The sequence below is a fragment of the Luteimonas terrae genome, assembly GCF_031457535.1.
GTDB lineage: Bacteria > Pseudomonadota > Gammaproteobacteria > Xanthomonadales > Xanthomonadaceae > Luteimonas > Luteimonas terrae_A.
In genome coordinates, this window is sequence record NZ_JAVDWO010000001.1 from 540,328 (window position 1) to 552,341 (window position 12,014).

10 protein-coding genes are annotated in these 12,014 nt (G+C 68.1%); 4 read left to right on the forward strand and 6 right to left on the reverse strand.

Annotated elements, in window-relative coordinates; genetic code table 11:
* Positions 1–4: 4 nt before the first annotated feature.
* The 3 genes from J2W68_RS02265 to clpB all read right to left on the reverse strand — a co-directional run bounded on the left by J2W68_RS02265 (position 5) and on the right by clpB (position 4,608).
* Entirely contained in the window at positions 5–874 is an 870-nt protein-coding gene (locus J2W68_RS02265) for an AraC family transcriptional regulator (RefSeq protein WP_310232330.1), read from the reverse strand.
* Between the two features lie 94 nt (positions 875–968).
* On the reverse strand, positions 969–1,868 hold the full coding sequence (locus J2W68_RS02270) for a TIGR01777 family oxidoreductase (protein WP_310232333.1): 900 nt from the start codon (positions 1,866–1,868) through the stop codon (positions 969–971).
* A 142-nt stretch (positions 1,869–2,010) separates the two neighbouring features.
* Positions 2,011–4,608, reverse strand: a complete 2,598-nt coding sequence (clpB, locus tag J2W68_RS02275; RefSeq protein ID WP_310232336.1) for an ATP-dependent chaperone ClpB — start codon at positions 4,606–4,608, stop codon at positions 2,011–2,013.
* Positions 4,609–4,797: 189 nt separating this feature from the next.
* On the opposite strand from clpB, the gene J2W68_RS02280 reads away from it, so the two are divergent.
* The gene (locus tag J2W68_RS02280; protein ID WP_310232338.1) at positions 4,798–5,517 is read left to right on the forward strand and encodes a glutathione S-transferase; all 720 of its coding nucleotides are present in this window, start codon (positions 4,798–4,800) and stop codon (positions 5,515–5,517) included.
* A gap of 490 nt (positions 5,518–6,007) precedes the next feature.
* Here J2W68_RS02280 and J2W68_RS02285 read toward each other — a convergent pair whose 3' ends face one another.
* Positions 6,008–6,442, reverse strand: coding sequence for a thiol-disulfide oxidoreductase DCC family protein (locus J2W68_RS02285; RefSeq protein ID WP_310232340.1), 435 nt, complete (start codon positions 6,440–6,442; stop codon positions 6,008–6,010).
* Between the two features lie 34 nt (positions 6,443–6,476).
* Between J2W68_RS02285 and otsB the strand changes: the two genes are divergently transcribed.
* Genes otsB through J2W68_RS02300 form a run of 3 tightly spaced genes read left to right on the forward strand, consistent with a single transcriptional unit; the run spans position 6,477 to position 10,449 of the window.
* Complete coding sequence (gene otsB, locus J2W68_RS02290; protein WP_430539649.1) at positions 6,477–7,292, forward strand: trehalose-phosphatase; 816 nt, start codon at positions 6,477–6,479, stop codon at positions 7,290–7,292.
* Positions 7,289–9,079, forward strand: a complete 1,791-nt coding sequence (locus J2W68_RS02295; protein WP_310232342.1) for a glycoside hydrolase family 15 protein — start codon at positions 7,289–7,291, stop codon at positions 9,077–9,079. Before otsB ends, J2W68_RS02295 begins: the two co-directional genes overlap by 4 nt.
* Positions 9,076–10,449 carry an alpha,alpha-trehalose-phosphate synthase (UDP-forming) gene (locus J2W68_RS02300; protein ID WP_310232345.1) on the forward strand — a complete coding sequence of 458 codons (1,374 nt, stop codon included), beginning with the start codon at positions 9,076–9,078 and terminating at the stop codon, positions 10,447–10,449. The genes J2W68_RS02295 and J2W68_RS02300 overlap by 4 nt, the downstream gene beginning before the upstream one ends.
* A gap of 398 nt (positions 10,450–10,847) precedes the next feature.
* Here J2W68_RS02300 and gloA read toward each other — a convergent pair whose 3' ends face one another.
* Together gloA and J2W68_RS02310 are read right to left on the reverse strand one after the other, a co-directional pair.
* Positions 10,848–11,378, reverse strand: coding sequence for a lactoylglutathione lyase (gene gloA / locus J2W68_RS02305; RefSeq protein WP_310232347.1), 531 nt, complete (start codon positions 11,376–11,378; stop codon positions 10,848–10,850).
* A 58-nt stretch (positions 11,379–11,436) separates the two neighbouring features.
* Entirely contained in the window at positions 11,437–11,994 is a 558-nt protein-coding gene (locus J2W68_RS02310) for a DUF4166 domain-containing protein (RefSeq protein ID WP_310232348.1), read from the reverse strand.
* Positions 11,995–12,014: the final 20 nt, after the last annotated feature.

Consider the following 12,014-nt stretch of genomic DNA (forward strand, 5'->3'; position numbering starts at 1 on the left):
CCGCTCAGTCTTCCAGCGGCAACAGGATGTCGGCGCGCAGGTCGGCTTCGGCCACCTGCTCTGGATCGTCGAGAAAGTGGTAATGCAGCGGCGCATCGCGCAGGCGTTCGCCGCTCTGCGGCCACCACCACGCCAGCAGGCGATCGGTCATGTCCTCCAGTCCGGAATACGCACCGACATGGCGTACGCGTGCGTGGCGACCGCCGGTGATCGTCACGCTGCGCAATGGACGCGGCAGCGTCGCCGGTCCCGGCAGACGCACTGCGGCGTCGAACTGCAACGCGTGCGGCGGCAGGTCGCGGTGATCACCCAGCGGCACCCCGATCAGCGCTTCGATGCCGTCCACCACGCTAGCCGCTTCGGCCCAGCCGAACAGGCGTCCGAAGGCATCGTCGAGATCGTCGAATGCGCCGCGCGCACGCAGCGCGACAACCTCGAATGGCGCGATCTCGACGAGTTCGACGGCCAATGGTTGGAATATCTGCGGTGGTGGCGGCTGCAGGCGATCCAGCAACGCAGTCGCCTGCGCCGGCTGGCCGCGCAACGCCGCTGGCGTGACGCCCAGCGTTTGCCGGAACGTGCGGGCCAGGGCCTGCGGGCTGGCGTAACCCACTGCGAGCGCGACCTGCGTCACCGTCTCGCCCGCGGCCAGCAGCTGCAGCGCGCGCGACAGGCGCAGCCGCGTCAAGGTGCGTCCGAGCGTTTCACCGGTCGCCGCGCGCCAGACGCGATGGAAGTGGAATGGCGACAGGCTGGCCTCGCGCGCAAGCGTCGCCAGCGGCGGCAGCGACGCGCCCTTGGCAACGAGGCCCTGCAGCTGATCGGCAACGGCCGCGATGCGCGGTGCAAGACGGGTCCGTGTGTCGGCTTTCATGGCGGCGCTCGTGATGGGCTAGCCGCGAGTATCCGGCGCAGGCGACCGGTGCGCGTACCCGATCTTGCGCAGCGTGGCCTGGACCCAACGCGAATCAGCGCAGCACGGATTCCAGGTACGGCTCCAGCTGCGGCCAGGCGAATGCGTGGCCGCGCTGCTGCAGGCGCGCGGGCAGCACGCACTGGCCGTCGACCAGCAACGTGGCCATCTCGCCCAGGCCGAGTTCAAGGGCTTTCGCCGGCACCGCCAGCAGCGCCGGTCGACGCAGGGCATCGGCCAACGCGCGGGTAAAGCGGGTGTTGGCGACAGGCTCGGGCGCGGTGAGGTTGAACGCGCCGGTCGGCGCATCGGCTGCGCCGTCGAGATGCGCGCGCAGCAGCGACACCGCCGCGTCGATCCAGTCCTCGCGCGCGATCCAGCTCAGCACCTGGCGCCCATCGCCGAGGCGCGCGCCCAGGCCGAGCTGGAACGGCATCCGCAGGCGCTGCAGCATGCCGCCGGCCGGATGCAGCACCACGCCGGTGCGCAGCAGCACCACAGGCACCCGGTCCTCGGCCGCGCGCGCGGCGCCTTCCCATTCGGCGCACAGGCGATGCTGGAATTCCTCATGTGGCGCGCTGGTCTCGTCCAGCGGCGCATCGCCCTGCGCGCCGTACCAGCCGATCGCCGAACCGCTGAGCAGCACTTTCGGCGGCGTATGTGCGGTGCGGATCCAGTCGGTCAGCACGCCGGTCGGAATCAGGCGGCTATCGCGCAGCGTCTGTTTGCGCGACGCGCTCCATCGCGCGTCGGCGATACCCGCGCCGGCGAGATTGACCACCGCATCGAAGCGATCGTCGGCCCACAGCGAGGCGTAGTCGCGAACTTCGACGCCTTCGGGCGACGGCGTGGACGCGCGCCGCGACAGCCAGGTGACGTGCCCGCCATCGCGCTGCAGACGGGCTGTCAGCGCGCTGCCGATGAAGCCGCTGCCGCCGGTGATCAGGATGCGCATGGGTGTGCCTCGGGCTGCGGACGAACGCCATCGTGGCAGTCGCCGCGTGAGCATGCGTCAAGGCGCTGCGATTCCGACGACGTCATCGCAACCGAGCGCCGGCCACCGCGGATGCGATGGACCGGCGCAGACGCGGACGGAATCAGCCCTGTTCGAACGCCAGCTGCCCGCCAGCGGCATCGACCTTGATGGTGTCGCCACTGACGAATGCGCCCGAGAGGATGCGCTGCGCCAGCGGGTTCTCCAACTGCTGCTGGATCGCGCGCTTGAGCGGGCGCGCGCCGTAGACCGGGTCGAAACCGATATTGCCGAGCAGATCGAACGCGGCGTCCGACAGCGTGATGCGCAAACCGCGCTCGGCCAGACGCTTGTCGAGCCCTCGCAGCTGGATCTTCGCGATCTCGCGGATCTGCGCCTTCTGCAGCGGATGGAACACCACGATGTCGTCGAGCCGGTTGATGAACTCCGGGCGGAAGTGCGCCTGCACCACGCCCATCACCGCGGCCTTCATCTGCGTGTAGCCCTCGGCGCTGTCGGCATCGGTGCCGCGCTCGCTCATCTCCTGGATCTGGTGCGAGCCGAGGTTCGAGGTCATCACGATCACGACGTTGCGGAAATCGACCGTGCGGCCCTGGCCGTCGGTCAGGCGGCCGTCGTCGAGCACCTGCAGCAGGATGTTGAACACATCCGGATGCGCCTTCTCCACCTCGTCGAGCAGGATCACGCTGTACGGGCGACGCCGCACGGCCTCGGTGAGGTAGCCGCCTTCCTCGTAGCCGACGTAACCCGGGGGGGCTCCGATCAGGCGCGCGACCGAGTGCTTCTCCATGAACTCGCTCATGTCGATGCGCACCATCGCGTCCTGGCTGTCGAACAGGAATTCGGCCAGCGCCTTGCACAGCTCGGTCTTGCCGACGCCAGTGGGACCGAGGAACAGGAACGAACCGGTCGGACGGTCCGGATCGCTGAGACCCGCGCGCGAGCGGCGCACCGAATCGGAGACGACCTTGATCGCCTCTTCCTGGCCGATCACCCGCGTGTGCAGTTGCGCCTCCATCGCCAGCAGCTTCTCGCGCTCGCCCTCGAGCATCTTGCTGACCGGGATGCCGGTCCAGCGCGCGACGACCTGGGCGATTTCTTCCGCGGTCACCTTGTCCTGCAGCAGGGTGAAGCCCTGGGTTTCGGCTTCCTGCGCGGCCTGCAACTGCTTCTCCAGTTCCGGGATGCGCCCGTACTGGATCTCGCTCATGCGCGCGTAATCCTGGGTGCGCTGCGCGGACTCGAGATCGTGCTTGGCCGCCTCGATCTGCTCCTTGATCTTCGTCGCGCCCTGCACGCTCGCCTTCTCGGCCTTCCAGATTTCCTCCATGTCGTTGTAGGCGCGCTCTAGCGTGGCGATCTCGGCTTCGAGATCGGCCAGGCGCTGCTTCGACTCGGCGTCCTTCTCCTTCTTCAGCGCCTCGCGCTGGATCTTGAGCTGGATCAGCCGGCGCTCCTTGCGGTCGAGCTCCTCGGGCTTGGAGTCGATTTCCATGCGGATGCGCGACGCGGCCTCGTCCATCAGATCGATGGCCTTGTCCGGCAGTTGGCGATCGGCGATGTAGCGGTTCGACAGCGTGGCCGCGGCGACGATCGCCGGATCGGTGATCTCCACGCCGTGGTGCACCGCGTAGCGTTCTTTCAGGCCGCGCAGGATCGCGATCGTGTCCTCGACGCTGGGCTCGCCGACGAACACCTTCTGGAAGCGACGCTCCAGTGCGGCATCCTTCTCGACGTATTTGCGGTACTCGTCGAGCGTGGTCGCGCCGATGCAGTGCAGCTCGCCGCGCGCGAGCGCGGGCTTGAGCATGTTGCCGGCGTCCATCGAGCCTTCGGCCTTGCCGGCGCCGACCATCGTGTGCAGCTCGTCGATGAAGAGGATGATCTGGCCTTCGTTCTTCGACAGATCGTTGAGCACGCCCTTGAGGCGCTCCTCGAACTCGCCGCGGTACTTCGCCCCGGCGATCAGCGCGCCCATGTCGAGCGACAGCACGCGCTTGCCGCGCAGGCCTTCGGGCACTTCGTTGTTGATGATGCGCTGGGCCAGGCCTTCGACGATCGCGGTCTTGCCGACGCCCGGCTCGCCGATCAGCACCGGATTGTTCTTGGTCCTGCGCTGCAGCACCTGGATCGTGCGGCGGATCTCTTCATCACGGCCGACCACCGGATCGAGCTTGCCGCTCTCGGCGCGCGCGGTCAGATCGATCGTGTATTTCTCCAGCGCCTGGCGCGACTCCTCCGCATTCTCGTCCTGGACGCTCTCGCCGCCGCGCACCTTGGTGATCGCGGCTTCGAGTCGCGCCTTGTCGGCGCCGGCGGCCTTGAGCGCCTTGCCGGCGTCGCCACTGTCGTCGAGTGCGGCCAGCACGAACAGTTCGGAGGCGATGAACGCATCGCCGCGCTGCTGCGCGAGCTTGTCGGTCACGTTGAGCAGGCGCGAGAGGTCGTTGCCGACCGACAGCTGGCCGGCCTGCCCGGTCACCTTGGGCAGCCGCTCCATCGCCTCGGTCAGGCGCTCGCGCAGCACCGGCACGTTGACACCGGCCTGGCCGAGCAGCGGCCGGGTGCCGCCGCCCTGCTGGTCGAGCAACGCCAGCAACAGGTGCACCGGTTCGATGAAATTGTGGTCGCGGCCCACGGCCAGCGACTGCGCGTCGCTCAGCGCCTGCTGGAAACGCGAGGTGAGCTTGTCCATCCGCATCGGGAAATCCTCGAAGAATGAAGGGCCGGCGGACGCCGGCAATGTCTCTCAGATGCGGTCGAAGCCGCGGGTTGCAAGCGGGGCCGTGCCCGCCGCGGCCGCCTGCATTGACGGAATCCTGCCGCGTCGCTCACCCGATGCTTGCGGGGCCAGGCCTACGTTACGCCCTTCCCCACCCCGGAGCGGCACATGGATTACCAGCTCTATTACTGGACCGGCATCCAGGGGCGCGGCGAATTCGTCCGGTTAGCACTCGAAGATGCCGGTGCGCGCTACGTCGATGTCGCCCGTGAGGCGGGTAACGCCGCGTTGCAGCCCTTCCTCGACGGCGAACGGGACGGCGCCCGTCCATTCGCCCCGCCATTTCTGGCATCCGGCAATCTCGTCGTGGCCCAGGTCGCCAACATCCTGCACTTCCTTGGCCCCCGGCTCGATCTGGTGCCCGAAGGCGAAGCTGCGCAACTGCAGGCGTTGCAGCTACAGCTCACGATCGCCGACCTGGTGACCGAGATCCACGACAGTCACCATCCGATCGCCAGCGCCGCGTACTACGAGGACCAGGAGGAAGCCGCGACGCGTCGCGCCCTGGATCTGCGCACGCACCGGCTGCCGAAGTTCCTCGGCTATTTCGAACAGGTGGTCGGACGCGGCAACGGCCATGCACTGGGCGCCCATTCCTATGTCGACCTGTCGCTGTTCCAGATCGTGCGCGGGCTCGACTACGCGTATCCGCAAGCGATGGCCGCGCTGGCACCGACGATTCCGCAGCTCCGCAGGCTGGAGGCGCGGATCGCGGAGCGGCCGAACATCGCCGCGTATCTGGCATCGGGGCGCAGGCTTGCGTTCAACACCAACGGAATCTTCCGGCATTACCCGGAGCTGGACGGGGGGATTGCGGAGAAGGATTGAGCGGTGCGCGCCGAAGCGCAGGGAGCAGGGCCCTCCGCCCGTTGGAGAATAGAACTCGGCCTTCCCGCCTGCGCAAGGGTTGAGCAGTGGGCCCGGCGCGGGACGCAGAAGCCCTCCCCCGCTTGCGGGGCATTGCGCCCTTTACGGGTGGAGGGTTGGGTGGGGGCGAACGGGCAGATGTCCGGGTCTTCGGATTCGATTGGTGCCCGGAAATTGAGATCGATTCCGATGCGATCTGCTGCTTGCTTACGGAAAGGCGGGAGCGAAAGCGGAGCTACCAGTAACCGGTCATCCCTCGATCTGATGATTTGCCCCCACCCAACCCTCCCCCGCGAACGGGGGAGGGCTTGATCTCTCCTCCCGCGGAAAGATTGAGCAACGAGCGCCGAAGCGCAGGAAACAAAGCCCTCCCCCGCCTGCGGGGGAGGGTTGGGTGGGGGCGAACAAGCAGACGCCCGCGTCGTCGGTTCCAGCAGCCCCCGGTTCGGACTTACAGAAAGCGCGCACGCACCTCCGCCGGCGGCACCATGCACGTCTCCCTGCGCCCGAACACGCGATAACGGTTGCGTGCGAGCAGGCGATACGCGGGATCGCGCAGCGCGCGTGGCACCATGCGCAGCAGCACCGCCGCGCGCCAGACACCGCCGAGGCGACGCAGCACTTCGATGACGCCATCGCTGTCGTGCCAGGCGGCATCGCCGTCGACCAGCAGAAACGACACCGGATCGGCCGGATCGATGCCGTGTTCGACCAGCAGGTCGTGACCTACGGTCTCCTGCATCGCAGCGAAGTGGAATCGCGCGCGGCGGTCGTGGCGCAGCAGGAAGCGCACCCAGCCACTGCACAACGCGCAGACGCCGTCGAACACGACGATCGGCCCCTTGTGCGGCCCAGTGGATGGCTCGGGTGGGCTGGCGGGATTCACATCGGTTTTCCGGTTGCGTGGCCATCATGCTGCAATGCGCCAATCCCCGGAAGCCACCCCACCCTTCCCCGCACCGGCCGCGACCGCGTTGCCCCTGCCGCCCGCGCTGCCGATGGATGCGGCCTTGTTCCTGGATGTCGACGGCTGCCTCCTGCCGTTCGCGCCCCGTCCCGATGCGGTCGAAGTGCCGCCCGCGCTCCTCACGCGTCTCACCTTGCTGCAACAGGCCCTGGGCGGTGCGTTGGCGCTGGTCAGCGGTCGCAATCTCGCCACGCTTGACCAGTTGTTCGCGCCGCAGGTGTTCGCCGCCGCCGGGCTGCATGGCGTGGAGCGACGCCGTCTCGGACACACCGGTATCGCCGGCGATGTGCCGCCTGCGCTGGTGCGCGCACGTGATGCGGCGATCGCACTGATCGAAGCGCACCCGGGCGCGCTGGTCGAAGACAAGGGCGCGGCGCTGGGTCTGCACTGGCGGATGGTCGCGCCCGAGAACAAGGCCGCGGCCGAACTCGCGCTGCGTGCGTTCGCCGCCGGGGCGCTCAGCGGACTGCCCGACTACCAGTTGCAGCCCGGCGACCACGTGATCGAACTGCGCCCACGCCATGCCGACAAGGGCAGCGCGATCCTCGCGTTCCTGAAAGAGGCACCGTTCGCCGGCCGCGTGCCGGTGTTCGCCGGCGACGATCTCACCGACGAGCCGGGCTTTCGCGCCGTCAACGCCCTTGGCGGCATCAGCGTGCTGGTCGGCGATCGTGCCGGCAGCGCCGCCCGCTTCCGTCTGTCCGATCCTGCCGCAGTCCATGCGTGGCTCGGTGTGCCCGCAGACCCGAACCCGGAGACCTCACGATGACCCAACCGCTCGCCCCCAGCCTCGACCTCGGCCTCGTCGGCAACGGCAGTTTCGGCGCGCTTTTCGACCGCAACGCGCGTCTGGTGTGGTCCTGCCTGCCGGCGTTCGACGGCGATCCCGCGTTCTGCGCCCTGCTGTCACCCAAAGAAGGCCACGGCGACTGGTCGATCGAACTCGACGATTTCGAACGCAGCGAGCAGAGCTACGTCGAGAACACCGCGATCCTGCGCACTGTGCTGTACGACCGTCACGGCGCGTCGCTGGAGATCACCGACTTCGCGCCGCGCTGGCGCCAGCACGACCGCTTCTATCGCCCGGTGATGCTGATGCGCCGCGTGCGCCTGCTGTCGGGCAGCCCGCGCATCCGTGTGCTGTTGCGCCCGCTCGCCGACTGGGGCGCGCGCGTGCCCGACAGCACCTGGGGCAGCAACCACATCCGCTTCGTGCTGCCGGGTTTCAACCTGCGCGCGACGACCGATCTGCCGATCCGCCTGCTGCGCGACGGCCTGCCCTTCGTGCTCGACCGCGACCTGCACTTCCTGCTGGGTCCCGACGAGACCCTGACCCAGCCGTTGCCGGAATTCGTACGCGACGCGATCCACCGCACGACGAATTACTGGCGCGAGTGGGTGCGCTACCTGTCGATCCCGCTCGATTTCCAGGAGGCGGTGATCCGCAGTGCGATCACGCTGAAGCTGTGCCAGTACGAAGACAGCGGCGGCATCATCGCGGCGATGACGACCTCGATTCCCGAGGCGGCCGATACAGAACGCAACTGGGACTACCGCTATTGCTGGGTCCGCGACTCGGCCTTCGTCGTGCGTGCGCTCAACCGTCTCGGCGCGACGCGGACGATGGAGGAGTACATCCGCTACATCTTCAACCTGACGGTCAGCGACGACGGCGACATGCAGCCGCTCTACGGCATCGGCTTCGAACACGAACTCACCGAAGAAACGATGCCGGCCCTGGAGGGTTATCGCGGCATGGGACCCGTGCGCCGCGGCAACCTCGCCTATGTGCAGCGTCAGCACGATACCTACGGCAGCGTCGTGCTCGCCTCGACGCAACTGTTCTTCGATCGCCGGCTGGAACACCGCGGCGATGAGGCGACGTTTCGCAAGCTCGAGCCGCTGGGCGAACTCGCGTTCAAGCTCTTCGATCAGCCCGACGCCGGCCTGTGGGAATTCCGCGGCAAGGCGCATGTGCACACCTATTCCGCCGTGATGTGCTGGGCGGCCTGCGACCGTCTGGCGCGCATCGCCGGGCAGCTCGGCATCGAAGACCGCATCGGCTACTGGCGTGAGCGCGCCGACGGCATGCGCGAGCGGATTCTCGGCGAAGCGTGGAATGCCCAGCTCGGCCACTTCGCCGATGCCTTCGGCGGCGACCGGCTCGACGCTTCGCTGCTGCTGCTGGCCGACCTCGGTTTCGTGACCCCGGAAGATCCGCGCTTCATCGGCACAGTCGAGGCGATCGGCAAGTCGCTGCGGCATGGCGACGGCCTGTTCCGCTACGTCACGCCCGACGATTTCGGCACGCCCGAGACCAGCTTCACGATCTGCACGTTCTGGTACATCGACGCGCTGGCGTCGATCGGTCGTACGCACGAGGCGCGGCAACTGTTCGAGACCCTGCTGTCGCGCCGCAACCATCTCGGGCTGCTGTCGGAGGATCTCTCGTTCGAGACCGGCGAGGCCTGGGGCAACTTCCCGCAGACCTATTCGCACGTCGGCCTGATCATGGCGGCGATGCGGTTGTCGCGGTCCTGGCAGGAGGCCGCGTGAGCCGCCTGGTCGTCGTTTCCAACCGCGTCGCGCTGCCCGGCGCCAGCCAGAACGGTGGCCTCGCGACCGCGCTGGACGCGGCGCTCCAGGAAACCGGCGGCCTGTGGTTCGGCTGGAGCGGCAAGGTCGCACGCGCACATTCCGGCGACATGCACCGGCAGGACGCGGACGGCATCGAGTATCTGACCGTCGACCTGTCGCGCGAGGACTACGAGGGCTACTACAACGGCTTCTCCAACCGCACGCTTTGGCCGCTGCTGCACTTCCGGCTCGATCTCGTCGACTACAACGCGCTCACCCAGGCCGCCTATCGCGGCGTCAACGCGCTGTTCGCCGAGAAGCTGTCGAAGGAACTGCGCGACGACGACATCGTCTGGGTGCAGGACTACCACCTGTTCCCGCTGGCGCAGGAATTGCGCAAGCGTGGTGTCGGCGCGCGTATCGGCTTCTTCCTGCACGTGCCGTTTCCGTCGGCCGACATCGTCGCCGGCCTGCCGCACCACGAGAAGACCTTCGGCGCGCTGTCGTCCTACGACCTCGTCGGCTTCCAGACCGAACGCGACCTCGAACGCTTCCAGGACTACATCCGCCTGTTCCGGGGCGGCCAGGTGGCCGGCCAGGGCGATCTGCGCGACCACGACGGCCGTCGCTTCACCGCGGCTGCATTCCCGATCAGTATCGATGCCGGCGTGATCGAATCGCTGGCCGAAACCGCGGCGCGCAGCGCGACGACCAAGCGCATGCAGGCCAGCCTCAATGGCCGCGCACTGGCGATCGGGGTCGACCGGCTCGACTACTCGAAGGGCCTGCCCGAACGTTTCCGCGCGATCCAGCGCTTCTTCGAGCGCCACACCGACCAGCGCGGCAAGCTGACCTATCTGCAGATCGCCCCGGTTTCGCGCGGCGGCGTCGCCAGCTACCGCACGCTGCGCCGCGAGCTCGAGCAATATGCCGGCCACATCAACGGCGCGCATGCCGAGCCCGACTGGACGCCGCTGCGCTACGTCAACCGCACCTATCCGCATCCCGCGCTGACCGGCTTCTACCGCCTCTCGCGCATGGCGCTGGTCACGCCCCTGCGCGACGGCATGAATCTGGTCGCGAAGGAGTATGTCGCCGCGCAGGACGCCGAGGATCCGGGCGCACTGGTGCTGTCGATCTTCGCCGGCGCCGCGCGCGAACTCGACGGCGCCTTGCTGGTCAATCCCTTCGACAGCGACGGTGTGGCCGATGCGATCGCGGCCGCGATGACGATGCCTCTGGAAGCGCGACGCGAGCGCTGGCAGTCGATGATCACGCGGATCCGCGAATACGACATCCACGCGTGGCGGAAAGATTTCTTGTCGCGCTTGGCGGCGACGCGGCGCTGAGCCGTCGCGTTTCGCAAGATGGTTAGAGTGAAGTAAACCCGTCATCTCCCGCGCGCGAAGGTTGATCGTCTGGTTCGCGATGCCGCGGATCGGCAGGCGTTGCTGCTGACGTTCAACCCTCACCCGACGCACTGCGTGCGTCGACCTCTCCCGGAGGGAGAGGTGCTGGTCCGCTGGTGCGCGTTGTGCATCCGATAGATCGCGCGATGTCGAGCCGCATGCGCTTTGAGCCCCTCTCCCTCCGGGAGAGGGGTTGGGGTGAGGGTGCTCCTAGCACGCGACCTTCAACACAACGCGATACCGGCGAAGCGCCACCCTCCCACGTCGGCATCCACCGATAGTTCTCCCCCTGTTCCAAAGAGAGGAGCGCAAGCGCTATCCGCCTGCGGCGGAAGACATCACATTTTCGCGGGCTGGATGATCTCGACCCAATACCCGTCCGGGTCCTTGATGAAGGCGATCGACTTCATCGTGCCGTCGGTCAGGCGCTTCTGGAACGGCACGCCCAGCGCTTCGAATCGCGCACACGCCGCGCGCACGTCCGGCACGCTGACGCAGATGTGGCCGAAGCCGCGCGGGTCGCTGTTGCCGTCGTGGTAGACCGCGCCGTCCTGCGATTCGGTGCCGTGGTTGTGGGTGAGCTCGAGCACGCCCGGCTGGCGCGCGAGCCATTCGCGGCGCGCGTCTTCGTCGTCGGGGATGCCGGCGGTGTCGTCGACCAGCGCGAGGAAGAACAGCGAGAACTTCGCCTGTTCGAAATCGGCCTTGCGCACCAGGGTGAAGCCGAGCACGCGGGTGTAGAAATCGAGCGACGCCACCGGGTCCTTGATCCGCAGCATGGTGTGGTTGAACACGAATTCGCGGGTCGCGGCATCGCGCGAAGCGACGCCCGGCACGCTGGCGAGGTCGGCAAGGGTGTGTGCGGTCATGGCACGGGCTCTGTTGGTCGGGCCTTCCATTATCGGCGAAGCCGCCGCAAGGCCGCGGTCACGCGGCGTCGGCGGACTCGGGCAGCAGCCAGCCGTGGTAGCGCACCACCGCACCGGCCAGCGGCAGCGCGGCTTCGATGTCGAACGCGTAGCGCCCGTCGACGTCCCGTTCGTTGCAGCGGATGTCGCGGAACAGCGCGGCCGGCAGCGGCACCACGCCGAGCAGCCGCGCCCCGGCGACATTCCAGAAGATCGTGCCGTCCCAGGTGTGCAGCACGAACCGGAAGTGCATCGGCCCGATGCGCTCGCGCAACTCGCCATCGCGATGCGAGAGGCGCGAGCGCATGCGCGAGGCCTTCGGCGGGGTTCCGAACACGCGCGACCAGACCTCGCCCTGCGGACCACTGGCGAAGTCGACCGTGATCGGCGCCCCGGTCATCGCCCTCGGCATGCCCGCCAGACGCCCGCAGAGGCGCGCCAGCAGCCCGGTGCCGCGCACGACCGTCACCTCGCCCGTGTAGCGCGCCGTGCCGTGCACGCCGTGCAGCGCGCGCAAGGCGTCGGGCAGGCGGAAGAACGCGGCGCCGAGCAGGGTCTGGTAGAGGGTCGGCGTCATCGCGCGGCAGGTCGGATCCG